This is a genomic window from Nitrosomonas communis, from assembly GCF_001007935.1.
In the GTDB taxonomy this organism is placed as follows: domain Bacteria; phylum Pseudomonadota; class Gammaproteobacteria; order Burkholderiales; family Nitrosomonadaceae; genus Nitrosomonas; species Nitrosomonas communis.
This window is the reverse complement of sequence record NZ_CP011451.1, coordinates 3,035,418-3,061,834: the sequence shown is the minus strand read 5'-3', so window position 1 is coordinate 3,061,834 and position 26,417 is coordinate 3,035,418. Positions and strand designations below refer to the sequence as shown.

The following is a 26,417-nucleotide window of genomic DNA, read 5'->3' as shown; positions in this document are numbered from 1 at the left end:
CATAGCGGTATATTTTTTAGTTCCATTTCTGAATCAAACCTGACTTTGTCGGCTTCGCCTTGCCGTATGATTGATATTGTCTGTGGTTCACCTGCATGTCATGTTTGATTTGGAAATGGAGTGACCTATCAGTGATAGGTTGCTGCGCCGACATCTCTTGTTCTCGCCTTGTATTGTTGAGAACTCTGAATTTTTAGAGCACCCTTATTTTATCTTAATCAATTTTGCCCATAATTTGATAAGGATTTAGCTCTTGCCCAGAACTTCCATAAATTATTGGGTGTCATTATAAAGTTTTTTATGCCACTTTCATTTAAAACGGTAATCGTCAGTTGAGAAGTTATTCGTTTTTTCATTGCTTCCAGCAAGGGTATAAACCAGTTTTTTTCTAGCGAGCCTAAATATTCGCGCCATTCATATATATTCCTATATTGGGTTCTCCCCCATAGAGAATCAAGCACGATTAAATGGTTACCTGGTATGGCCTGGTGCTGCCACGCTTTTGCATCAGGAGGAAGTGGATGACGGTTTACGCCGCTTGCAACTGCCAGGGCATGAGTAAAAGGGTGATCACACCATATTTGGTTAAAAGTTGAGCGTATATTCTGTGGCATCATTCCTCCTCCCCAGAACCAGATGCTATTGATCGCCAATTCGCCATGCTCTTCTCTTTCCTGGTTAAGCGGATGCTGATGTAGCAGCATTTGTATCTCATTAAAAATGTTGTGCCATGCTGAGCTCTCTTTTCCAAGTGGGAGCAAATTATTGATATTTTTACCAATCATTTCGCTGAGCAGTCGGGTTTGCAAGGAAGGGATTTTGGGAATACGCACATACCAGCGATCAGCGTGGAGTGGTAAAAATAAGATACCATTTTTGCTGTAATACTGGTTGAGCGTATCGGTAAATTGTATCGATTCCTTTAAGGAAATTGAGAAAACCTGGCTGTCAGCTAACAGCATATGATTGTGCTGAATACGCAGATGAACTGGATCAGCGCGCAGCCAATACCCATTCTGATCAAATCCTTTGCCTGCCCCATCAAGTTGTAACATGATGGGTGCAACTGGCCAATCTTGTTGTTTCGACACACCGAACGACCGGCATAGCCATTCTTCTATTCCTTGAGGCTGACTCTCGGTATAACGGCTTTTAGCCAGGATGACTTCTAAAGCAGACAAAGACAAGTCGCTATAAACTTCAGGCCTTCCAGCTTCAGGCCAAAATAATCCTGGAATTAGAAGATGTATATGCATAAATTAAAGAAAGGTCAAAGAGGTAAGTAAAAATTATTACGAATAGAAATATCAGGAAGAGGGTGAAGCCATGATATAACTTCCATATGGGTAGCTTGGTGGCAGATTATTCTGAGTAAATAATTATAATCCAGGTTCAATTCTAATACCTCATAGCAAGCAGGATGCTCTATTTTTTCTCGGAATTAACTCGTTACTTTTCAAAACAAAGCAGGTTGGAAGTAGGATATTTAAAGCATTCAATCAATCCTAAATTATTTATGATGGCGCATTATATTTTTTTACAGCTTGTTCAGGTTATATTCATTTTTTAAATTTATAATTGTACTTTTAGTTAGATGTGATTCTGATATCACAATTAGTAGTAATTTTATTTTTATTATGTCAAACAGATAAAGTGCTCATTGCTAATTCCATTTTCAAATCAAAAATGACACGAAGGAGAACCGCAGACAGTATCAATCATACGACAAGGTGAAGCCGACAAAGTCAGTTTTAATTTAGAAATGGAATAAAGCAATAGCAATTAGCTCATCGCAACAAATAGAACATAAATAATTATCTGGCTTGATAATACCTAGTAAAATTCAGGAATCTTCTACCTACTTTTAATTTTTGTCGAAAAAATTCTATTTTTCCAGCCATCACAGTGATAGCCTTTATAGCCTTTACATTGCAATACATCATCATTTTGTTTAAATCTGCCTTAACTTTCCTAAGATCCAAATTAAAAGTTGATTAGAAACTATATGCGGAAATTTATTATCTTACTCAGCTTGTTTTTTTTATTAAGCCCTATTGTATGGGCTCAAGAGCCAGGCAAAGTATGGACTCAAGAGTCAGCTAAAAAGTTTTCCATCGAAGAAATCCAGCGTTTGGGATTGGAAGCAAATGGTTTAGTCCTGGCTGCACGTTCGCAAGTGAATATTGCTAGCGCAGGCGTAGTCGCTGCATCCGCCTATCCAAATCCAGAGGTTGTGGTAATGGCAGGTCCGGTCGATAGGCGAATCCCGGAATCCCTAACCGGACCAATGACAGACCAACGCACAGTTACAGTTAACCAGCCGATTGAAAATCCTTTTATGCGCAGCGCACGCATTGGTGCGGCAGAGGCTGGAGTTGAGGCTGGACGTGCAAGCCTGGATCAGGTGCGGGCTGATTTGGCTGCACAATTACGAGTGCGGGCTTATGAGTTATTACTGCGTCAAGAACAAGCTGCATTGGAACAAAGTATTTTTGATCTGCTTAAGGAAGTTCACAGGCGTATCAAATTAAATGTAGAGAGAGGAGAATCGGCCCGTTTTGAGCTTATTCGGGCAGAGACCGAGCTTAAGAGTGTAGAGAACCGTAAAGAGGCAGCGCGACTGAATGCCGAGCGGGCACGGGTTGCTTTATTGCAGTTTACAGCAGGTGCGTTACCGGCTGATTTTGAAGTCAAAGCCTCTTTGAAAGACACAGTAGCGTTGCCTCCATTAGATATCTTGCGAAAGGAAATCCCAGAAACGAACCCAGAGATAGTACGTTTGCAAGCCGAGCAAGAACGCACTAAGTTGCGTATTGATCAGGAACGTGCTTCTGTGCTTCCTTCTGTAAACGTTCTATATTCTAATTTTCAAGATACCCAATTTACCGCTAACACGGCTGGTTTAAGCGTGAGAGTTCCCATTTTTTATCGCCGCCGTGGCGAAATTGATAGTGCAATCTTTGATTCCGCGCGCATACGGGAAACCCTAGATTATCGCCGTTACGAAGTGGGCCAGTTATTTGAATCTGCATGGCAGGCTTTACAGATTGCCCAGCGAAGAGTTGAAATGTTTGAGAGCGGCTTAATCAAGGAAGCCGAGAATGCAGTAGAAGTTGCCCAGGCTGCCTATCGCTTTGGTGAGCGTGGTTTGCTCGAGTTGCTAGATACTCAACGTGTCCTTCGTGGCATCCTGGGTGATGCTTTACAAGCGCGTTTTGATCTGCAAGCAGCCGCAGCCGAAATTGACCGGCTACGTGCATATTACCCCAAGGAGTTGATTCCAGAATGAAAATTACGTTACCTATAGTGGGCTTCGTTTTATTTGCACTACTGCTAGCAGGGTGCAATCAGAATGAGTCTCCTCAATCTTCTCAAAATGAGGAAGTTACACAACAGGAATCAGAAACTGAAAGGGATATTAATAGTATTACTATCCGACCAGAGCTGGCAAATAGACTGAAAATTGGCCAACCCATGCTGGTGGATCTGGCTGATAGGATACAAGTTCCCAGCCGAGTTCAAGTGGATGAGGAAAGGACAGCGAAGATTGGCTCTTATGTAACAGGACGGATCATTAATTTGTTTGTCGTATTGGGGGATTACGTTAAAGCAGGTGATCGACTGGCACGTATTACCAGCCCAGAGTTAACGCAATCGCAACTTGCCTATTTACGTGCTCAATCGCGTGTCATCGTGACTCAGAAAGCGACTGAGCGTGCACATCACCTGCTGGCCGCCGATGTGATACCGCTTGCAGAGGTGGAGCGGCGGCAGTCCGAGTTTGAAATTGCCCAGGCCGAGCTTGGAGCGGCAACAGATCAATTAAGATTGTTTGGAATGAGTGGTGCTGAAGTAAAAGAATTATCTAAAGAAGGAAAGATTCTACCGTGGCTTGATATCAAGTCAACCAGAGAAGGCTACGTTATTGAGCGTAACGTCATTGTAGGTCAGGTGGTGCAGCCTTCTGACCCATTATTTCAGGTTGCTGACCTTTCTTTCGTATGGGTGGTTGGAGATGTACCGGAGCAAATTGCCAGAGATGTTCGGCTCGGTCAGCACGTACAAATTGATGTTCCTGCCATAGGCAGTACTGGGCGTGATGGGGTAATCATTTTTGTCTCGGATATCGTCAATCGCATAACGCGCACTGTGATGACTCGGGTTTTAGTGGAGAATCGAGATCGTAAACTAAAGCCCGATATGCTGGCGAATATGCACATTACCGATGCGCAGCATAAAACATTGGTTGTTCCAGAGGCGGCGGTGGTACGTGAATTGAACCAGGATTATGTTTTTCTCGCGCAAGGCGATGATCGCTTTGAGCGAGTACCGGTTGAATTGGGGCCCGAAGTTGCGGATTTCCGTCCGGTGCTGAGTGGGCTTACAGATGATCAGCGTATTGTGATAGAAGGCGCTTATCATTTAGACAGCGAGCGTAAGCTTGCTGAGTTGGAGTAATCTGTGATGGCAGCAATTGTACGTGCTATGTTAAACCAGCGCCTGCTGGTTTTGGTGATTGGGTTAGCGCTATGTATTGCTGGAGGTTTTGCTGCTAAAAACCTTTCTGTCGATGCATTTCCTGACGTGACCAATATTCAGGTGCAAGTAGCTACTGTCGCAATAGGCCGCAGCCCGGAAGAAATGGAGCGATTAGTCACTGTGCCGGTTGAAATTGCCATGACAGGCTTACCGGGATTAGTCGAGATGCGCTCTCTGAATAAGAGTGGATTATCACTCATCACATTGGTTTTCACGGATGAAACCGATGTGTTTTTTGCGCGCCAGCTCGTGATGGAACGGATTATTGATGTGACGCCACGGTTGATCCGGGGCATTACACCGGTACTTGGGCCCGTTTCCACTGGTTTGGGTGAAGTTTATCAATACACGATAGAACATCCGAATGATGGTAAGCGGGCGCTGACTGAAGAGGAGCTGACTGAGCGGCGTACGATTCAGGATTGGGTGGTGCGCCCAATGTTGCGCTCGATCCGCGGTGTGGCAGAAATCAATTCCATTGGCGGACATGTCAAGGAATATCAGGTATACGTCGACCCTAACAAGTTGCGGCATTACGATTTAACACTCACCGCGGTTGATCGTGCACTGGCCAGTAACAATGCCAATGCCAGCGGGAATATATTAGCACTGCACTATGAGCAATACCTGATTCGCGGAGTGGGCTTAATTGCCACATTGGATGATATCCGTAATATTATCCTTAAGGAAGTGGGTGGGGTACCGATTTATGTGCGCGATGTGGCGGAGGTAAAATTTGGTGGAGAAGTTCGCCAGGGCGCAAGCATTAAAAATGGCTACACTGAATCGGTTGCGGGTATCGTCATGATGCTGCGCGGGGGCAATGCCAAGGAGATTGTGGGGCGGATTAAAGAAAAAGTCGCTGAAATTAATGAGCGCGGCTTGCTGCCAAACGGCCTGCAGATCGTACCGTTTTACGATCGAACGGATTTGGTGGATGGTGCCTTAGCAACTGTTCAGAGCACCTTGGTCGAATCACTGATTCTCGTCATTGTGGTGCTATCCATCTTTCTTGGAACTGTTCGGACCAGTATCGTAGTATGCTTCACACTGATCATTACTCCGCTGGTCACCTTTATAGTGATGAACTACTACGGTCTGCCTGCTAATTTGATGTCGCTAGGTGGGTTAACGATCGCTTTAGGGATGATGGTGGATCCCACTGTGGTAGTGGTTGAAAATATTTACCAGCGTCTGGGCCAAGCAAACGGAACGGATCAATCCAAATTCGAGATTATCGTTAAGGCAGTGGCTGAAGTCGGCACGCCGGTTATTTTTGGCGTATTCGTTACCATTTTAGTATTTTTACCGCTCATGACCCTGGAAGGCATGGAAGGAAAAACATTTAGTCCACTGGCGATCACCATTGCGATCTCATTGCTGGTTGCACTCTTTGTATCTGTGCTGTTGTCACCCGTGCTGAGTGACTATCTATTGACTGGTGGCAGTGAGCATGACACCAGAATTGTTGCTGCTCTCAAGCATGGCTACTTGCATATCTTTAATCTGGCCATGCGTAATCAGAAAAAAACCATGATCATTGCAATCAGCTCGTTGATGGTTGCCTTTGCATTGTTCCCGCTCTTGGGTAAATCGTTTATTCCGATCATGAAAGAAGGGGCAGTGACCCCCGTTATTATTCGGGCGCCTTCCATCTCACTGGAAGAAGCCATCGAGCTGGAAATGGAAGCCATGCAGAAGATTGCCACCATACCGGGGGTTAAATCTGTGGTGTCCAAGCTTGGACGAGGTGAATCGCCCGCTGATCCGGCCTCACAGAATGAGTCTGACCCGATTGCGGATCTGGATCTGGCAGGGTCCGGTCGCACCCAGGCAGAAATTGAAGAAGATATTCGTAAAGCGCTGGCAGATCTGCCAGGGGTCAATATCGTGCTTTCCCAGCCGATTGCACAGCGGGTAGATGAGATGGTAACCGGAGTGCGCTCCCAAGTCGCAATTAAAATTTTCGGTGATGATCTGGAAGAATTGCGCAAGCTATCTGAGCAAGTCGCACGCATTGTCAAGTCAACGCGCGGAGCGAGGGATATTCGCATTGAACGTCTATCAGGTCAGCAGGAATTGACCATTAATATTGATCGTCGCGCGATTGCCCGCCATGGCCTCAATGTGTCTGATGTCAACGAGCTGATTGCTACCGCCATTGGTGGTAAAGCAGTGACTCAGGTTTTTGAGGGTGAGCGCCGCTTTACGCTGCTTTTGAGGTTCCCGGAAGAATTTCGCCATGATGTGGAAGCGATCAAGGATCTTCTCTTGTTAAGGCCCGCCAGCATTGCTGCACCGGCGGCTGGAGCGAAGGGTGGTGGCATGCTGATACCCCTCAGTGCAGTAGCAGATATTCAGGTAGTTGACGGTCCTGCGATTATTTCACGTGAATTTGCTAAACGCCGGGTGGTGGTGGGCGCTAATGTGCATGAGCGCGACATGGGTGGTTTTGTCGCGGAGCTTCAGAAGCGTACTGCGAAAGAAATAAAATTACCTCCCGGCTATTATTTTGTCTGGGGTGGACAGTTCGAGAATATGGAGCGTGCCATGGCAACGCTCAGTGTGATTGTGCCCGTTACTCTGGCGGCAATTTTCTTCTTGCTGTTCATGTTGTTTAACTCAGTCAAACTTGCCGGGCTCATTTATTTAGTTTTGCCGTTTGCTTCAGTGGGGGGAGTTGTTGGTCTCTTTGTGACGGGCGAGTACCTCTCTGTCCCGGCTTCAGTGGGCTTCATCGCAGTATGGGGCACATCCATTTTGAATGGTGTGGTGCTCATTTCTTTTATTCGTGAATTGCGTGAGCAAGGACTGAGTGTAGAGGAGGCAGTGAGAAAAGCTTGTGCGCAGCGCTTCCGTCCTGTGATGATGACCGCAGCCACAACCGTTCTGGGTTTGGCGCCATTTCTGGTAGCGACAGGCCTGGGTTCTGAAGTACAGAAACCGCTCGCTATTGTGGTGGTCTGTGGTTTGACAACAGCGACGCTGATGACGATGGTGGTCATGCCCATGCTGTATCGCTGGTTTGATGATAAGCCTGCACACATTAACTCAACCTTAGCACCGGACCAAATCCATGATTACGCAAAATTTTAAGAAAGTCTGATTACTTTCTCGGGAAAAGCCTAACATCCAAAATGTTGGAAACCAATGTAATCGAGGGATAAAGTATCACTCGTAGAATCTAGGTGTTGTTTGATTATGTGATCTTATCTTATACCAGGTTCTACGAGTCACTGTTGATCACAGCACACGAAATGCGAGTACGGCTACTAATGTAGGGGGTAGTGCAGCAATAAGGAGTCCCAGCGGGTGGATAGTTCCTTCCTCAAATTTTCCACGCAAAATAGCGATACCAGCAGGGTTTGGGGCATTAGCAATGACGGTCAAGCCGCCACCTGTTACTGCGCCGGCTACTAATGCTACTTTGAATTCCTGGCTTAAACCTTCGACTAATGACCCTAAGTAAGTGAGTGCAGCATTGTCTGTAATCGCGGTTAATGCGGTAGCGCCAAAGTATACGGCTGTCTCATCCATATTCATCAAGATGGGTTGCAGCCACCATTGTTGCTGACCACCGAGTACTACCAATCCACCCAGGAAGAAGGCTACCAGTAATGCTTCACGTAAGATAAGCGGATTCTGGTGCCGTTGATAAGCCGTTGCAAATCCCAGGAAAAAGAGAAATGCTCCTATAAATACAGCAGGATAGTGAGCAAATACGACGACTATTGTCAGAAACACCAAATGAACAAAAATCATAGATATCGGAACTGTGGATGTATTGGTGCTATCTTGTTGACCCATATGTTTGAGTTCATGCCGGAATAACAGCATGGCTGATCCTGCATTGATAACCACTGCCAGCGCGGCCTTCCAGCCGAAAGTAGAGATCATGAACCAAATATCCCAATTCCATTTGCCAGCTACCATTAATACTGGCGGAGCTGCAAAAGGTGTGAGTGTGCCGCCAATCGAGATATTTACGAATAATACACCGACTGTGACGTATTTTAGTTTAGTAGAGATTTCCTTACTGAACAGCGTGTCACGCAGCATCAGCGCCGCCAGCGTCATTGCGGCGGGTTCAGTGATAAATGAACCCATTAGTGGCACCAAAGCTAACACCAGAAAATACATGGCCATGCCCTGGTTTAATGGTAAATAGCGTGCAGTCCATCGTACGGTAAATGCAGTGAACTCAAGAATGGGACGCGTACCTGCAATTACCATGATCACGAATACAAATAACGGTTCAGTAAAGTCGCGTGAGTTGAGATAGCTAGTGGCTTCCTGCTTGCCGTTTATGGCAAACATAAAAAGCATCAAAACCATTGCCCAGAAACCGAATACTACTTCGACTTCTCCCAGCAGATGCCAAATACCCGCATGACGCGGCTGGATATGGGCTAAATGCTCAAAATATTTTGTAGAGAAAGTATGAATCACTGCAATTGCAAACAACACAGCGGCGATTAATTGAGTAGAAGTTGGATCACTCATGCGATAAATTGTGTAGGTATCAATTGATGAAACATGAAAATACAGTATTATGAAGTAAATTCGAGAAATTTCACTCGCTATAACTTTTCAGAATTTAAAAAATGATCAAAACCGTCTGAGTTTTATCGGAGAAAAATAAGCTTCGGTGGTATTCGTTAAATTATATACTCAAACTGGAATGGTATTGCTGAAATAGAATTAATAGCTTATTTAATTCTATTTCTAAATCAAAACTGACTTTGTCGGCTTCACCTTGCTGTATTTTTTATACTGTCTGCGGTTTGCCTTCGCGTTATTTTTGATTTGGAAATGGAATAAAATCAATTCAACATAACATAAGGATCACGACAACACGGCTGGAAGAGCTGGAGGGAGACTGATATTAAGTAAGGGCTTCTTGTCGCGGACGGCGTCCCTCGCCGCGACGTCGTTTCAGCGATAATTCCAACAAGCGCTACTCTCATTACATCACAAACCCTTTGCAAAAGCCTTCAATCGTACAAAAAATTATTATTATAATCTTCTCGGAATCTGATTCCTCTGATTTCAATGATGAAACTCTTTTCCAAAATCCTTTCATCACAAAGAATTTAGGTTCCTTTTACAGTTTCTTTTATGTTGAACTCACGCTACATTAAGAAACTTAAGTATTAAGAAAAAATTAACATAATTATAAACATTTGATGCTTCATTACTTAAATTGGTTTTACTGGTTAGATATGATAGCTATTTTTAAGGAATTAATTTATGGAAGATAATTCTGTTGATCATAACCTACTGCTTGCTACCGACCTTAGCTGTCGATGCGACCGTGCATTGGACCGTGCGGCGCAACTAGCTAAATCTTGGGAAGCTACATTACGAGTGGTGCATGCAATTGATCCTGCTTATGCTGCTCGCTATACGAAGATTACGCAGGAGCTACCTTCGTGGCACCGTTCAGAGGATTACCAGACTATTGCATCACGTCGATTAAACAGGGACTTAAAGGAAGATAACATTGACGCTGAGATATACATGGCTGAAGGTGTGCCCCACAAAATCATAATTGAAGCTGCAAGCAGAGAAAATAGCAATTTAGTGATCACTGGCGTAGGACGCGATGAACCTGTCGCCCGTACTCAATTTGGAAGCACTCTAGATGAGCTGCTGAAAGAGTTATCGATTCCATTGTTGATCGTGCGCCGTCGTGTTCGAGGGCCGTATCGGCATGTGGTAATAGCAACAGATTTCTCATCAGCTTCGCAACCTGCTCTTGAGATTGCGGTGCGCTGGTTCAGTGATGCACAGCTAACGCTCTTCCACACATATGAGGGTGCTAGTTTAGGAGGAGACGCAATGGTAAACGAGAAGCGGAAAGCTACCGCCAACGATCAGTGTGACAGCTTCCTTGCTGAAATGGCATTAGAACCATCAGTTATAAATCGTCTTCATCGTGTGATTGAGAAAGGATACCCGGAAGTATTGCTCTGCGATTATGTACGTCATGAGGAGGTTGACCTTGTGGTGCTTGGTACACAAGGCCGCAAAGGATTGCTTAAAGCTATGATTGGAAGTACAGCTCAAAATCTATTGCATCTACTGGAGTGTGATACCATGGTGGTACGAGGTTAATAGTTTTCTATTGTAACGTGAGTTCGACATAAGAAAAGTGATAAAAGGAATCGGAATTTCTTATGATGAATTGATTTATGGAATATTTAGATTCCGATGGATACTATAGTGGTGATTTAATGTGCGATTGGCGATTTTTTTGAAGGGTTTGAGATATAGTGGGAGCAGTGCTTGTTGGAGTTATCACTAAACAGTGTTACGGTGAGGGAAGCTACGACAAGAAATAATATCAAATTCCCTCAAGCTCTTCCAGCCGTGGTGTAATGATTATTATATCGATCTCATGCTATTTAGCTTTTATTCACTGCATGCCGGTAAATTTTCAGACAGCGCTCTTAGAAGTTTCACTTGTTTGTAAATCATCGTGAAGGGTCGCGGTAAAAACATTGTTATGGGGTAGGTTATCCAAAATGTTTGCATCAAAAAAGAATGGATAAGACTGGTCGACTAACTGCCAAAGCTTGTGAGAGACGCACATTGCCATCTGGACACAGATGTCACATAAACCAGAAAACAGACTGTAGTGTTGTTATTTCAAGCGCGTCAATTTATCACAACCCAGCATCACCTTTTGCCAAATAAGTCTTCCAGCGCTGCGGGTAAATCAGTAAATTTGAATCTGAAATTATATTCTTGCAGTAGTCTGGTAGAGACGATGTAATAACTGTTCAGCGCAAGAGCAGCTGCTTCACCTAATGCCAGTTTTAGTACAAAAGCCGGTGTAGGAAAGAACGCTGGCCGGTGCAGCGTCTTGCCAAGTGCAGCTGCAAATTCGCCGTATCGAACCGGATTGGGTGAAACGGCATTAATCGGGCCATGATAGCGCGTATCCAGTGCAGCGTTGCTGTATATCGAAACCAGATCATCAATATGAATCCATGGAAGCCATTGCCGCCCGTCACCGACCGGTCCACCCAATCCTATTTTGAATAATGGCAGGAGTTTATCCAGCATGCCGCCATCACCCAATACTATACCCGTCCGGATGCTAACCCGACGCACACCCTTGCTTTCGATTTTTGCGGCTTCCACCTCCCAGTCACGGCAAATGGTCTGCATAAAACCTGCTTGGGCAGGTACGTCATAGGATTCATTATAAACATCATCTCCTTCACCTGGGTAGATGCCGATAGCTGAGGCACAGACGAAGCATTCCAGACTGGCAGGGGCTGCGGCTACCAGCTTGCGAGCACTTACTATGCGTGAATCATACATTTCGCGCTTACGTTCTTTAGTCCAGCGGCCACTACCTATATTCTCGCCCATCAGATGGATGATGATCTGGATATTTTCTAATGCTTCAGCAGGCGCATCCTCTTTTGCATAGTTCCAGCTAAAGGCTGGTACACCCAGCTTCTGGCTTGCACGTACCCCATTCCGGCTGAGTACCTTAATGGTATGATGGTCTTGTTTGAGGCGCTGTACGAGGTGTCGGCCCACAAACCCTGTTGCGCCAGTAATGAGTATGTTCATTATATTTGGCAATCCTCAAGTTGATTGATGGCTAATTCAAGATACGTGTTCTTCGCATCAAACGGCAAGATGCAAATCTAGCTAGAGAGTAAATGCAATGGAATTATTTAGAGTAGTTCCAATGATAGCGGACAATTATCTTATTTTTAATCATTTTTTATTGTATTGAAATTTGACTCAGATTGTACAACAATGAAAAATTTTACTCGTTATGCAACGATGTTCCTTTTAGTAAGTGCATGCGTTCTGCTCACGGCCTGTGCCTTGCCTGTTGAAAATTTATGGCCGCCCCCTCCCGATTCTGCTGCACGAACTGTTTATGTATCGCTTGATACATGGCATGCAATGATTGCTTTCCCTCAAAGCGAGGAAATGACAGTAAATAGTACACACCAAGAAGAACATCAATTTCCTCAATTGCCTTCTTCCCTAGGCCATCTCTTACCTTTCATTCGCAATCAGCGTTTCGAGGAGTGGGGTTATGCCGAGCGAGCCTGGTATTTAGAAGGAAGATGGGGTCTGACTGGGGTGATGCGAGCGCTTTTTTGGCCAACAGAAGGAGTGGTTGAAGTTGGCTGGTATGATCAAGTGTGGGCCAATCGTACGCCTCAGCCTCCTTCTGATCTTTTCATATTTCGCCTGAGTGAAGAAGGTTACCAGCGGCTACGCCACCACCTCGATACTACGATAGCGGACCCTAACTCTGTTACTGCTTTTGGAACTTCTTTGTTTTATCCCGCAAAACGTTCGTACCATGTTCTCCATACCTGTCATCAGTATGCAGCTTACGCCTTGAGAGAGGCGGGGTTACCTCTCTCCCCATTCTGGGCCTTCAGCAGAACTTCCTTTGCCTGGCAGTTACACCGCGCTGTCCAGATCGCTGAGAAGCAATCAGCAGCTAGACCTTCTAATGAGATTCAATAAGATATTAGTGGGAATAACAAACTGCGTTACTGCTAGGGTTAATTATGCAAAATGATATGTTGCAAAAGTCTCAAATAGCGTGAGCAAGGATTTATTCCATTTCTAGATCAGACCTGGCTTTGGTGACTTCTCCTTGCTGACTTCTCTTTGCCATATTATTTTTATACTTTCATCTGTGGATCGCGTTTACGTCATGTTTGATTTGGAAATGGATTTAACTGCTTGTTAAGCGTTATATTGTGGTATTTCATGGCAGCCAAGATAATCATTTACTCAGACAGGCTGGAGGATCCTCCAGCATGTTGGAAGCTTACAAGAGCAAGTACTCTTCTACTGACTTAAAGGTATTTAGTTTCCAGTAGAATCTGGCAAGGCCACTATAAATGATTATCTTGTCTGCCACCAGATCTCATAATCTAATTCCAATTCCGAATAAAAAAGTCAATAATTTTTATATAAAATTATTTAATTACAATATATTATGTAATCCTAAAATTACTATTTCTATTGAGAATTAGAATAACGCCTAATTCCATTTCCAAATCAAAAATGACATGAAGCCGAGCCGCAGACAGTATAAATAACGTGGGTTTGACACAAGAAAAGCAGCAAAAGGAACTAGAATTCCTTATGATAAAAAGTTTTAGAAAAGAGTTTCATGATTATTCGTGAGAAGACATCCTCACTTAATATCAATCTCTCAAGCTCTTCCAGCCTTGGTGTAATAATTCTTAAGTCGAACTTACCTTAGGGCACCTCTTTCAAGAAACAAATGTAACACAATGGTTTTACAGCAAATATTAAGTAGCCTCAGGAACAGGGGTAAGATTAAACCCCAGCTTCCGAGCGCGAACAGTCAGATGATGCAACACGCGTTGACGATATCGCTCCTCATAGTACTCCTGCCCTTTATCGACGTACTCGGTTCCTTTCGTTAGCATCGTGTAGATCAAGCGCGCCAGTTTGTGTGCTGTCGCTGTGATTGCCTTTGCCTTGTCGAGTCTGCCACATAATCTTCTGTAATAGGCACCCAGTGCAGACTGGCTGGATTTCAATGAAACTGCCGCCATGCGCAGTGCCTGAGCCGCACGGTTCGCTGTGCGCTTGCTTGCCCCCGATAGCACTTTTCCGCCCGATATCTTTGTTCCAGGACACAACCCAAGCCACGAGGCAAACTGCTTCGCACTCTTGAACCTGCTCATGTCAGCGCCCACTTCACTCAGGACTTTCATCGCAGTCATCACTTCGATGCCGTCAATTCGCGTCAAATCAACCCCACACATGCCAATCAGATGGGCACGCAAATCAAATTTGGGAGCGTTCTTGACATTGGAGCGGCGCTTCTTCTGGCAGATCTCTACCTTGTGCACCTGAAGTGCCGCCAGCATGGTTTCAAGCTGCCGGTCACATTCGGTGAGTCGTTCGCTGTAGGCGTCATAGAGTGACATCGCTTGCTTGAGTGCAAACAGGTGTTCTTCCCGCCAATTCCCGACTAACGATTTCTCAATCTCGTCTTTGCCAGCCCGGATGCGATTGCTCTTGAGATTCGCCAGGATGTGCCCATCTCTCTCACCAGTAATGATGGCACGAACGATCTTTTGACCGGTTTCGCCCACAATATCCGAAATCACGTTCGCCAATTGTATGTTCATTTGCGCCAGAGCCTTTTGCATATGTTGCACATGTCGCGCCTGATAACGGATCAGCATATCGCGTTGACGAGATATGGCTCGTAGTGCACATATCTCATCTTTCGGACGGAATGCGCCAGACAACAACCCAAAGCTCATCAGTTGCTGTAACCATTGGCAGTCCAGTACATCCGACTTCCGGCCAGAAACATTTCTAACGTGCCGCGCATTTACTAGATACACAGTCAGCCCGCGCGACTCCAAAAGTTCATACAGTGGAATCCAGTATACCCCCGTCGATTCCATTGCCACAGTGTCAATTTCACAGGCCTCTAACCAGTCCGCTAAACCATTCAGGTCTGCGGTGAAACTCTTGAATTCCCTTACCGGCTTGTTATCTCGATCCGGCGGTACCGCCACAAAATGGCTCGCAGAGCCAATATCAATCCCCGCTGCATTCGGATGGATTAACTCCAATTTACTTTGCTTGAACTTTGCCATGACATCCTCCATTATCTCTATTGGAATGTCGCGCTGGTTCAGGTACGTCGTTGTACTCACTCTTTCAAACGGGATGTCCGTTGCCACGGACTCACCAATGTCGCCGACGTGACCCATGACCACGCTAAAAAACGGGCGGATTAGCACCAGTGATGTGTCGGTCTTCTCCAGCGCGACATTCCAACTTTACTCCTCAAGCTCTGACGCCGCTTGTTTCTTCTGCGCGCCTTGCCGCCTCTAGCGGATTACTACGCTAAAAATACCTAAAAAAAGCAAATCAATTCAACCAGGAGGGCAATTTCACTTGATTCTCAAAGTTTTTCTGTCCAATAATTAAATTTTTCTAAATTCAAGGTGATTCGGGTTGTTATCTTCTCGTTTTTGCTCCCTTTAAGCCATTTCGGGCGCACTAACCCTATCGAAACTGAAATACCCTTTTCGAATCAGCGTCGCTACACGCTTGATGTTATAGACGAGGTTGAGTAAGCCTATTTGTACTTTTGCTCTCCCATAACCTATGGTACGAATCGTGATTCCGCCCAGTTCATTCGTCATCGAACCAAACACATGCTCGACTCGTGCACGCACCCGTGATTTCTCTTTGTTACTGGATTTTTGTGCTTGCGTGAGGGGATGATTGCGAGCGCCTTTTTCGTGAATCTGACTCGTGTATTTTGAGGTGACCAGACTTTCTTCCTGTGCATTGCTGCGGTATGCTGAGTCCGCATAAATATCTGCGCCTCCCACTTCAGGGGATTGCAGCACTTCTTCCAAAACCTGACTGTCATGAATTTGCGCTGAAGTAACTTCCCATGTGGTTATCAGCTTGGTATCGCGATCCATATTGACGTGATCTTTGTAACCATAAAACGATTCGCTGTTCTTCTTCGTCCAACGCGCATCAATGTCTTTTTGCGCCAGTTTGTGGGGATTCTGTCCCCATTCAATCGGAACGGCATCTTCTTTAATCATCTTGTTTTCTTCACGTGTATTGCGTTGTTTAGGCACACTCACAAAGGTCGCATCAATGATCTGACCTGACTTCAGTTCTACCTCCAACTCTCGTAAACATTCATCGAATCTTGCAAACAGACGATCCATCAGATGGTTCTCTTTCAACTCTTCCCGGAACGACCACATGGTCTTTGCGTCAGGCACTACCCCTGCCAGACCAAGTCCCAAAAACCGCATGAAACTCAACCGGTCCCGGACTTGATACTCCAGCCGATCATCCGACAGATTATTCATTCTTTGTAATACCAGCATTTTGAATAGCATCACCCGATCAAAGGGTTTGCGGCCTGCTTCACTTTTCCGGGGCTTCGTCGTTGTCTCTGCAAGAAGATCAGCGAATAGATTCCAATCGATTATGCGATTCAGCTCTTCAAGCGGATCATTTAACTTACTTAGCTGAGCATATCGATTGTCAAGGTCAAAAAAACCGAGTTGCATGGTGAGGACTCATATCGGGGAGCATAATCTCATTATTATACATTTGAAACAACGTGTTATCCTGGACAAATCAAGAAAATACTACTTTCTCCTAACGCGCCTCATTTTATAGCTTGAATTTTTAGAGGTGCCCCTTATTGTCAATATTGCCGAGTAAAAGCTGTTGCCAGGAAAACTCATATTTTGGCTACCTTGTAACGGCTAATCAAATACTTCTCAGCTTCAACCACCAGAAATAGCAGCACACCAAATAGCATCACTTTAGTCCAGGCAGCAGGATCAATTGCCGCTGTACCGAACAATTGCTGCATCAGGGGGTGGTAGGTAAACAAAAGCTGAATTACTACCAAGCCACTAATAGCAAGCAATACATAAGGGTTCCCAAATAATCCTTTATAGGATAATGCTGGCGTCAACAGGTAACGGCAATTGAATAGATACCAGATCTCTCCCATTACCAGTGCATTGACAGCAATAGTCCGGCACGTTTCAACACTGCCACCTTGTGCCTGTTCCCATAAAAACAACCCAATCCCACCGCTGGTAAGAACCAGGGACAAAAATGCAATACGCCACATCATGAACCGTGACAGAATAGGTGCACTTGGGTCACGCGGCGGACGCTGCATGATGCCTGATTCTGCTTTTTCAAAAGCAAGGGATAGTGAGAGGGTGACTGCAGTGACCATATTGACCCACAAAATCTGCACAGGAGAAATCGGTAGTGTCATCCCAAGCAGAATGGCGATGACCAGCATACCAGCCTCACCGCCGCTGGTGGGCATAATATAAATGATTGTTTTTCTGATATTATCGTATATCCTACGGCCTTCCTCCACCGCATGCGTAATTGAGGCAAAATTATCATCCGTGATCACCATCTCAGATGCTTCCTTGGCGACTTCAGTGCCTTTCTTGCCCATCGCTACACCGATATCTGCGCGCTTCAGGGCAGGTGCATCATTCACACCATCGCCCGTCATGGCCACGATTTCACCGTTAGCCTGCAATGCCTTCACCAATCTCAGCTTGTGCTCTGGATTGGCGCGCGCAAAAACATCTGTTGTGCTAACCGCCTCACGCAATTGCGCATCATTCATCTGATCCAGTGCAACTCCGCTTAATGCCATCTGACCATCCCCAATGCCAAGTTGCATACCAATTGCCTGTGCGGTGGCGATATGATCCCCGGTAATCATTTTGACGCGTATGCCTGCTGATCGACATTGATGCACCGCCTCAATCGCTTCCTCCCTCGGAGGGTCAATAATGCCAACTATCCCAAGCAAGGTAAAATCAGTACGTACATGATCGAAAGTCAGCGTCATCTGATCTTTTTCAGCAGCCTTGACTGCAATGGCCAGTAGCCGCTGCCCCAATGCGGCTGCTTCCTGCATCTCGGCTTGCCAATAACTGGTATCCAGCGGATGCTCGCCATCTAGGCTTCGTTCCTTGCTGCAAATAGCCAAAACTTCTTCAGGCGCTCCTTTGAGATAAATATAGCCATGCCCTGCATGATTATGATGCAAGGTGGCCATAAAGCGGTGCTCAGATTCAAAAGGGATGGCATCGGTACTCGGCAGCGATTGATGTTCGAATGAGGGATCCAGCCCTGCTTTTAAGGCGAGCGTGATCAGAGCGCCTTCAGTTGGGTCCCCCTCAATTGTCCAGTTGCTCTCGTGTTCTCGTAATTGCGCATCATTGCACAGCAGCCCTATTCGAAAGAGCTCAAGTGTCCCGGTAAACTCATTCTTGAGAAGCTCGGTACCTTGCATACTGAATCCTCCAACAGGTGCGTAACCTATTCCGCTCACTTCTATTTGATGATCAGCTGTAATAACACGCTGCACCGTCATTTCATTACGCGTCAGCGTCCCTGTCTTGTCGGTGCAAATAACGGTTACCGCACCCAAAGTCTCCACTGCTGGCAAGCGACGAATAATGGCATGCCGATTGGCCATCATTTGCACTCCTAGCGCCAGCGTAATGGTCATGATGGCAGGCAGCCCTTCCGGAATGGCGGCAACAGCAATACCGACAGCAGCCATGAACATCTCACCTAAGTGATAATCACCTAAAATCAGACCATAGCTCAGCATGCCAATAGCCAGAACGATAACCAAACCACTCAGCCAGCGTCCAAATATCGCTAACTGTCTGAGCAAGGGAGTTTCAATGGTATCGACATGTTCCAGCAAGGTGCTGATGCGTCCTATTTCAGTTTGATCACCAGTGGCTACCACAATCCCTGCACCTTGGCCATAGACCACTAAGGTACTTGAATAGGCCATGCACAGACGATCACCGATCGTTACCTGTGCCGGTACGGCTTCAGTTGTTTTTTCTATAGCCTCGGATTCTCCCGTCAGGGCAGCTTCTTCCACACGCAAGTTCTTGATGCTGAATAAACGCAAATCAGCAGGCACTTTATCGCCGGATTGCAGCAACACAATATCACCAGGAACTAATTCTTCTGCGTGGATTTGTATGCGCTTGCTATCTCGCAAAACCATCGCATCCAGTGAAAGCATTTGACGTATCGCATTCAACGCTTTTTCGGCTTTACCTTCCTGGATGAAGCCAATCAATGCGTTGATGAGCACCACCCCGGCAATCACGGCCGTGTCGACCCAGTGATCCAGCAATCCGGCAATCATAGCTGAGGCTAACAGCACATAAATCAGCGCATTGTGAAATTGCAGCAAGAAACGACTCCATGCACTTCGTTTTCTTGATGGCTTCAGCCGGTTGGGTCCATACTGCTTGAGCCGCTGCTCCGCTTCCGTCTGCGTAAGACCATGACGGTTAGTTTGAAGGATTGCCATCACTTCATCGGCTGTTCGATGATGCCACGCAGTCTCTGAATTACGTTGAGGAGTCACCAATTGTTTTACCTCCTATTTGCATTTTCAAACCAAAAATGATGCGAAAACAAGTCGCAGGCAGGATAAATAGTGTCAGTCTGAAAACCTCATTTTTTTATCAACATGGAGCCTGATCTTTAAGCGCCTTTGTAAAAATACATTGAAACCATACATACCCAAAGCCCATGATTGTACTTTTTGTGAGACATGGCATTAAAAATACGATTCTAATTTCTACCCAGCATTCACTACTGATTGTTCGCAATCATGCGGTCTTTTGCGTTAGTTGGCTAGCTTAAGCTGCCTGTTGGTGCTGTAAGTTATATTTTATAGCTTTGCCACTCACACTCCACATCCTGCTGCCATAGAATATCACGTATACAACGGTTGTTTCTGGCGACAATAGCCAGTGCAACGTAACGTTTAAAACCAACCATGCCATGGTCTGGGCATTTGTCTCGTCCGTGTGCCTCCAGCGCATCAATTGCTGGCTCTACTGCTGAGTGCGCACGACGAGCTTTAACAAATTCTTCCATTTTCTCTACCGCCTTGCGCTTTTTGGATAGTTTGCTTTTTTTGGGAGGCATCACCTCCAGATAGCCGGCGACCTGTTCGAAGGTAAGAATCTCCACCATCTGTTCCTTCATACAATTGGGGCGCGTTGGCTGACAAATTAGCTTGCTGGAAATTCCACGCGGATTTCTGAGGCATGTGAGGTGTCCAATGGAGAGTTGACTCTGGTAGAATTTTTCTATATTTTTCACCCAATCGTGGCTGACCGCAAGTACGAATAGCGTCGAGTGACGACTCGGCGCAGCTGATGAGTCTGCTCGGAGATAGTGCATGCCTAACGACATCAATCTGATTGCTGTCATCGCTGCCAATTCTGGCCTCGCGATGGTGTTTGGCTTTCATTGCTACGCGCTTTCGTATGCTGTCATTGGTTGGCTATCTGCTTACCGGCATCATGATTAGCCCCGTCACACCAGGCTTCCTTGCGGATGTCGGCTTTGCATGCCAGCCAGACGAGATTGGCGTGGTGCTGCTGACGTTTGGTGTCGGTCTATACTTTTCTGTTGGCGATCTGATGGCTGTTCGATGCATTGCCGTACCAAGTACCATTGTCCAAATTGCGTTGGCGGTAGCATCCGGCATAGCGACAGCCTCCTTCTGGGGCTGGAGCATTAACGTATCCCTGGTATTTGGATTGTGTATCTCTATCGCCAGCACGGTCGTGTTACTTCGTACACCGGAAGCCAAAGGGCTGCTCAAGTCAGTCAATGACCAGATAGTTGTGGGTAGGTTTATCGTTGAAGGCCTCGTGATGGTGCTGGTCTTAATCCTATATGAAGTGTTGACCCAGGTCCACGTCGCACGAGCCGCGAGGCTGTTCATTGCGATCTCAGACACGTTCAATATTCGCAAAATGGTCGAGATAGCCAAAACGCTCAATTCATCGATATTCGTCATCTTGCGTACACATAGCGAGGAAGAAGCGGAGATTTTGAGAAAAAAAAGCTTGGGGACAGTATTTCTAGATGAATGTGAATTGGCGCATGGCATGATAACGCATACCCAGCTGCACCTTCGGCTGCATACAAAAGACGTCCAGGAATTTTCTTCTGGTATTACTCAAGCTATAAGAGAAGGCGGTACTTGATGGAGAATTTCGCGCAAGTATTGCTCTTGCTGGGGGTGACTGTTTCGGTGATTGTTACATTCAACCGATTCGATATTCCAAGCAGTCTTGGCTATCTGCTTGTTGGATTGATACTCGGGCCATACACAATGGGGCCGGTGATCGACATCCCGCAGATCAGAGCACTTGCCGAATTCGGTATTGTGTTTCTCCTGTTTACGATTGGTTTGAATTTTTCGTTGCCGCAAATTCATGCGCTGCGGCATCAAGTCCTTGGCTTGGGAACGGGTCAGGTCCTCTTTACCACCGCTATCGTTGGGCTGGTGGCTTGGTGGGCGGGGCTTACTCCTATGGCGGCATTCGTTGTCGGTGCCGTCTTCGCGCAGTCTTCCACAACTATTATTGGCAAGCAACTTGCGGAACAAGGTGAGGAGAACAGCCGGCATGGGAAGCTTGGGCTTGCGATGTCGGTGTTTCAAGATGTCACGGCCGTACCTTTTGTGGTAGTCATTCCAGTTCTCGGTATGGCCGTGGGGGCGGAACTCGTGCTGGGTGCGTTGGGTTGGGCACTGGCCAAGGCGCTCTTGGCATTTGCCTTGGTCTTCTTCGTGGGTCGATGGCTTCTTCGTCCTATTTTCCATTTCATTGCAGAGCGACGCTCTGCGGAAATCTTTACGCTTACAGTCTTGCTTATTGCTTTGCTGGCTGCGTGGACGACCAACAGCCTAGGCCTGTCCCTTGCTTTCGGCGCATTCCTCGCGGGGATGGTAATTGGTGAAACAGAGTTCCGCCACCAAGTGGAGTCAACCGTTCGGCCATTTAGAGACGTTTTACTCGGTCTTTTCTTTATCGGCATCGGCATGTTGCTAGATCCAGCTAGCCTTCCTCGTATCTGGCACTGGGCGATTCTCGGAGCAGTAGTTTTGCTAACGAGCAAGGCACTGCTTGTCTCGTTTATGGTGAGAAAAGTAGGTACTGACCCGCTAACGGCCTGGCGAACCGGATTATTGTTGTCTGTTGGTGGAGAATTCGGGTTTGCCCTCCTGGCCATAGCACTCTCCGCTAACGTGATCGATACCTTGCTAGGTCAGATTGCGCTCACGTCAGTGCTTTTTTCTATGATCGCCGGACCATTTATCATCCGGCACAACCACGCCATCGCTAGCCTACTCGTGCGAGACCTGTCTCGATCCAGCAACTCACCCATGAGTCCAACATTAGAGCTTGGTATAATTACGCAGCTTGAAGACCATGTAATTATTTTCGGCTACGGCCGAATTGGCCAAAGTGTGGCGCACCTACTCGACGAGGAGAGTATTCCTTATATTGCGCTTGACCTCGATCCAGCGCGTGTGCGCCAGGCTCACGCTGCTGGCGAACTTGTTTACTACGGTGATGCGACCGATCGGAATGTCTTGGATTTGCTGGGCCTTGACCGAGCACGCCTCGTTATTATCAGTCACGACGATGTTGCGGCATCCCTAAAAGCCCTTGAGTATATAAGGAGGGCTCGCCCTGAACTGCCTGTGATGGTTCGTACGCGCGACGAGAGTCGAGTGAGTGAATTACAGAAAGCAGGTGCTACAGAGGTTGTACCTGAAACGCTAGAAGCGGGTTTGATGATCGCATCACAATCGTTGCTACTACTTGACGTCCCGCCATCACAAGTTATGCGGCGTATTCAGGAGCAAAGATCCGGAAAATATCGATTGATACGGGAGTTCTTCCGAGGTGACACGCTGACTGAGACAGCGAGCTATAGCAGCGAAGAGCACGTGCATTCAATTGAGATTCCGCCCAACTGTAAGTCCATCGGAAGACAGCTTGGCGAGGTTAACCCGGGTGGCATCACATTCATCACTATCGTTCGACATGGGGACCGCCTCGTGATGCCATCCTCAGAAACAAGTATTGCAGCAAACGACATCCTAGTGATGCATGGCTCACCGGATGAGTTACAGCGTGCTGAGCGCATCATCCTTTACAGCTAATACTGCCTTGCGCCATCGACTCCATCCAAACGGGATGTATCGCTCACTATTATTGAAAGGAGAATATGCAATGGCTGAAATCAAAAATATAGCATGTCCCCTATAAATTGATTATAATTTACAGGGGACATGCTATATTTTAAGGAATGTGTCCGGTTTAGTGTAGCCACATCAGTTTGGAAACTCCTGTTTTATGTCAAGCGCTCCAACATACTGCGGGTCATGGCGATGTAAACCCAGGCTTCATCCGTCCGAGTGAGGCGCTCATAGCTTCTACTGAGTCTGCGCGAAGGCAGCCAAGATGATCATTTATAAGTGGTATTGCCAGATGCTACTGTAAATTAAATACTTTCAAATCAGTTGAGAGCACTTGCTCTTGTTGGCTTCAAACATGCTGGAGAATATCCTCCAGCGCGCATGAAATTTTCTAACTCACCAGTAACTGCCTGAGTACATAAGGTAAAATACCGCTATGCCGATAATAATCGACTTCAATTGCGGTATCAATGCGGCAGAGCAGCGGGATGCGGTGCTGGCTGCCATCTTTGTAATGGATAACAAGAGTAACTTCTTGCTGGGGGTGAATGGTGTCGATGCCAACAATATCGAATTGTTCGTCCCCTTTGATGCCAAGGGAGGAGGCGTTATGATTGCCCATGAATTGTAAAGGTAAGACCCCCATGCCTACTAAATTACTCCGGTGGATACGCTCATAACTTTCCGCAATGACCGCTTTGACTCCTAACAACTGGGTGCCTTTGGCTGCCCAATCACGGCTAGAGCCCGTGCCATATTCCTTACCGGCAAACACTACGGTAGGCACATTTTGAGCAATATATCGCATAGCCGCATCGTAGATGGGCATTTGTTCACCATCAGTAGTATGGTTGTCACGGAATAATGTGACCCCACCTTCACTGCCAGGAACCATCAGGTTTTTAATGCGCACATTGGCGAAAGTGCCGCGCATCATGACATGATGGTTACCGCGGCGAGAACCATAACTATTGAAGTCTGTTTGAGTCACATCATGGGTGAGCAGATATTGACCTGCCGGTGAGGTTTCCTTGATAGCACCAGCCGGGCTGATGTGATCAGTGGTAACGGAATCGCCAAAGATCGCTAATGCTCGCGCACCCATGATGCCTCCAGACTGGTTGTTAAGTGCTGGTTGCAGTGAAAAATCCTGGAAGAAAGGCGGTTCAGCGATATAGGTGGAGTCTGGCCAGTTATACAGTTTGCCAGTGACCGAGGTGATGTTATTCCAAAGAGGGATATCTTTGGTGAAATCGCTATAGAGTTGGCGGAAAGTGTCGGCCTGGGTAGCAAATTCCATGAGAGAGGCGATTTCTGCGCTGCTTGGCCAGATATCGTGCAGCCACACAGGCTGATTATCCTTTCCTACACCTAGCGGTTCGGTATCGAGATCTTTCAATACCGTGCCGGCGATAGCATAAGCCACTACCAGAGGGGGCGAAGCCAGAAAGTTAGCGCGGATATTGGCATGAATCCTTGCCTCGAAATTTCGGTTACCGGACAGGACTGCTGAGCATACGAGGTCTTCCTTGACGACGCATTCTTCAACAATCTCGGGCAGCGGCCCCGAGTTACCGATACAAGTGGTACAGCCGTAACCCGCCAGACTGAAGCCAAGCTGCTCCAGATAGGGCAATAAGCCGGCAGCGGTCAAATATTCTGTGACCACACGCGAACCGGGTGCAAGTGAAGTCTTGATATGGCGCTTGACACTCAGACCTTTCTCAACCGCTTTTTTTGCCAGCAGCCCGGCAGCGATTAGTACCGTAGGATTGGAGGTGTTGGTACAGGATGTGATCGCAGCGATCAGGACGTCGCCATGGTGCAGTTCCATAGGGTGATCTACCTTGCCGTTGATTTTGACAGGATTCTGAGTGGGGCGATTATTGACCAGTTCAGCCACATTTCTCTCAGAGCCAGGCGGAAGAGTGGTTTCATCCTGATTCATCGGACTGGTGACGCATACTACATTATTCGGGTAGGTTGCATCGCGGGTGGCATAGGGGCGAGTCAAATCTTCCGCTAGCTTACCATAACCGTTGTCAGCCATGGGTTTACTGAAAAGCTCAGTAAAAGTTGATTTAAGATTGCCAATTGCAATACGATCCTGCGGGCGTTTTGGTCCGGCGAGCGATGGTATAATTGAATTCAAGTCCAGTTGCAATTCCTGACTGTAGTCAATCTCTCCTTTATTTGGCATGCCAAATAGCCCTTGTGCCTTGAAATAGGCTTCAAATGCATCGATTTCTTCATTCATGCGACCCGTATATCTAAAGTATTGAAGGGTGGCGTCATCAACTGGGAAAAAGCCCATGGTGGCACCGTATTCGGGCGCCATGTTAGCGATGGTGGCACGATCAGGTAAGCTTAATGATGCGGTTCCTTCGCCAAAGAATTCTACAAATTTGCCGACTACTTTTGCTTTACGCAGCATTTCAGTAACGGCCAAAACCAGATCTGTTGCAGTGACGCCTTCACGTAGCCGACCCGTTAGATTGACACCGACGACATCCGGGGTGAGAAAGTAAACCGGCTGTCCTAGCATGCCTGCTTCTGCTTCGATCCCGCCCACACCCCAGCCTACCACCCCGATACTATTAATCATGGTGGTGTGCGAGTCGGTGCCGACCAGCGTATCTGGATAAACCAGGCCATTTTTCTGATGCACGCCGCGTGCCAGATATTCCAGGTTGACCTGATGCACGATACCAATACCGGGTGGGACAACTTTGAAAGTATCAAACGCTTGCATGCCCCATTTAATAAACTGGTAGCGTTCTTTATTGCGAACAAACTCCATTTCCATGTTGCGTGCGAGTGCATTTTTATCGCCATAGTAATCGACCTGAACGGAGTGGTCGACTACCAGGTCAACCGGTACCAGCGGTTCAATACGCTTGGGATCTTTCCCTAGCCTTTCTGCCGCACTGCGCATGGCCGCCAGATCAACCAGAAGCGGCACACCCGTAAAATCCTGTAACACAATACGCGCAACCACAAACGGAATTTCATGCGTACGAACGGCATTCGGCTGCCAGCCAGCCAGCTGTCGAACATGCGTTTCAGTGACTTTTTTATCATCGTAATTACGCAGCACCGATTCCAGCACAATGCGGATAGAAACAGGAAGTCGCGATACCTTACCAAGACCGGCTTCCTCCAACGCTGATAAAGAGTAAAATTGAGCGGTTTTGCCATCAGGGAGTGGTAGCGATTGCAGTGAGTTGAATAAAGTGTGAGTCATGGCATA

15 protein-coding genes and 1 pseudogene are annotated in these 26,417 nt (G+C 46.6%); 7 read left to right on the top strand and 9 right to left on the bottom strand.

From position 1 onward, the window contains the following. Window positions 1-218: 218 nt before the first annotated feature. Window positions 219-1,256 carry a phosphoglycerate mutase gene (locus AAW31_RS13770; RefSeq protein WP_046850666.1) on the bottom strand — a complete coding sequence of 346 codons (1,038 nt, stop codon included), beginning with the start codon at window positions 1,254-1,256 and terminating at the stop codon, window positions 219-221. Window positions 1,257-2,005: 749 nt separating this feature from the next. On the opposite strand from AAW31_RS13770, the gene AAW31_RS13765 reads away from it, so the two are divergent. The 3 genes from AAW31_RS13765 to AAW31_RS13755 are packed head-to-tail and all read left to right on the top strand — an operon-like array spanning window position 2,006 to window position 7,635. Continuing rightward, complete coding sequence (locus tag AAW31_RS13765) at window positions 2,006-3,289, top strand: TolC family protein (protein ID WP_052752264.1); 1,284 nt, start codon at window positions 2,006-2,008, stop codon at window positions 3,287-3,289. Beyond that, window positions 3,286-4,458 carry an efflux RND transporter periplasmic adaptor subunit gene (locus AAW31_RS13760; RefSeq protein WP_046850665.1) on the top strand — a complete coding sequence of 391 codons (1,173 nt, stop codon included), beginning with the start codon at window positions 3,286-3,288 and terminating at the stop codon, window positions 4,456-4,458. Before AAW31_RS13765 ends, AAW31_RS13760 begins: the two co-directional genes overlap by 4 nt. A gap of 3 nt (window positions 4,459-4,461) precedes the next feature. Continuing rightward, window positions 4,462-7,635: an efflux RND transporter permease subunit gene (locus AAW31_RS13755; protein ID WP_046850664.1), complete on the top strand. Its 3,174-nt coding sequence runs from the start codon at window positions 4,462-4,464 to the stop codon at window positions 7,633-7,635. A 147-nt stretch (window positions 7,636-7,782) separates the two neighbouring features. On the opposite strand, the gene AAW31_RS13750 is transcribed toward AAW31_RS13755, so the two are convergent. Continuing rightward, window positions 7,783-9,042: a putative Na+/H+ antiporter gene (locus AAW31_RS13750; RefSeq protein WP_046850663.1), complete on the bottom strand. Its 1,260-nt coding sequence runs from the start codon at window positions 9,040-9,042 to the stop codon at window positions 7,783-7,785. Between the two features lie 747 nt (window positions 9,043-9,789). On the opposite strand from AAW31_RS13750, the gene AAW31_RS13745 reads away from it, so the two are divergent. Continuing rightward, a complete protein-coding gene (locus AAW31_RS13745; RefSeq protein WP_046850662.1) occupies window positions 9,790-10,656 on the top strand; it encodes a universal stress protein in 867 nt (288 codons plus the stop codon). A gap of 564 nt (window positions 10,657-11,220) precedes the next feature. On the opposite strand, the gene AAW31_RS13740 is transcribed toward AAW31_RS13745, so the two are convergent. Beyond that, a complete protein-coding gene (locus AAW31_RS13740) occupies window positions 11,221-12,129 on the bottom strand; it encodes a TIGR01777 family oxidoreductase (protein ID WP_046850661.1) in 909 nt (302 codons plus the stop codon). Between the two features lie 192 nt (window positions 12,130-12,321). Here AAW31_RS13740 and AAW31_RS13735 point away from each other — a divergent pair, with 192 nt between their 5' ends. Beyond that, window positions 12,322-13,053: a DUF2459 domain-containing protein gene (locus AAW31_RS13735; RefSeq protein ID WP_046850660.1), complete on the top strand. Its 732-nt coding sequence runs from the start codon at window positions 12,322-12,324 to the stop codon at window positions 13,051-13,053. A gap of 800 nt (window positions 13,054-13,853) precedes the next feature. Here the strand turns inward: AAW31_RS13735 and AAW31_RS13730 are convergent. The 4 genes and pseudogenes from AAW31_RS13730 to AAW31_RS13715 form a co-directional block, all read right to left on the bottom strand. Continuing rightward, window positions 13,854-15,185 (bottom strand): IS110 family RNA-guided transposase, encoded by a 1,332-nt coding sequence (locus AAW31_RS13730; protein WP_046850659.1) that lies wholly within the window; start codon window positions 15,183-15,185, stop codon window positions 13,854-13,856. 390 nt (window positions 15,186-15,575) lie between these two features. After that, window positions 15,576-16,637: an IS5 family transposase gene (locus AAW31_RS13725; RefSeq protein WP_046848937.1), complete on the bottom strand. Its 1,062-nt coding sequence runs from the start codon at window positions 16,635-16,637 to the stop codon at window positions 15,576-15,578. 176 nt (window positions 16,638-16,813) lie between these two features. Continuing rightward, window positions 16,814-19,519 carry a cation-transporting P-type ATPase gene (locus AAW31_RS13720; RefSeq protein ID WP_046851790.1) on the bottom strand — a complete coding sequence of 902 codons (2,706 nt, stop codon included), beginning with the start codon at window positions 19,517-19,519 and terminating at the stop codon, window positions 16,814-16,816. A 272-nt stretch (window positions 19,520-19,791) separates the two neighbouring features. Then, window positions 19,792-20,094 (bottom strand): annotated as a pseudogene (locus AAW31_RS13715) (ISNCY family transposase); the annotation flags it as partial. 311 nt (window positions 20,095-20,405) lie between these two features. On the opposite strand from AAW31_RS13715, the gene AAW31_RS13710 reads away from it, so the two are divergent. Beyond that, entirely contained in the window at window positions 20,406-21,161 is a 756-nt protein-coding gene (locus AAW31_RS13710) for a cation:proton antiporter domain-containing protein (RefSeq protein ID WP_235264386.1), read from the top strand. Here the strand turns inward: AAW31_RS13710 and AAW31_RS23760 are convergent. Continuing rightward, the gene (locus tag AAW31_RS23760) at window positions 21,134-21,619 is read right to left on the bottom strand and encodes a hypothetical protein (protein WP_407667744.1); all 486 of its coding nucleotides are present in this window, start codon (window positions 21,617-21,619) and stop codon (window positions 21,134-21,136) included. The genes AAW31_RS13710 and AAW31_RS23760 overlap by 28 nt on opposite strands. Between AAW31_RS23760 and AAW31_RS13705 the strand changes: the two genes are divergently transcribed. Continuing rightward, a complete protein-coding gene (locus AAW31_RS13705; RefSeq protein WP_407667743.1) occupies window positions 21,605-23,131 on the top strand; it encodes a cation:proton antiporter domain-containing protein in 1,527 nt (508 codons plus the stop codon). The two genes, AAW31_RS23760 and AAW31_RS13705, sit on opposite strands and share 15 nt — an antisense overlap. A gap of 427 nt (window positions 23,132-23,558) precedes the next feature. Here AAW31_RS13705 and AAW31_RS13700 read toward each other — a convergent pair whose 3' ends face one another. Continuing rightward, a complete protein-coding gene (locus tag AAW31_RS13700; RefSeq protein ID WP_046850655.1) occupies window positions 23,559-26,411 on the bottom strand; it encodes an aconitate hydratase in 2,853 nt (950 codons plus the stop codon). Window positions 26,412-26,417: the final 6 nt, after the last annotated feature.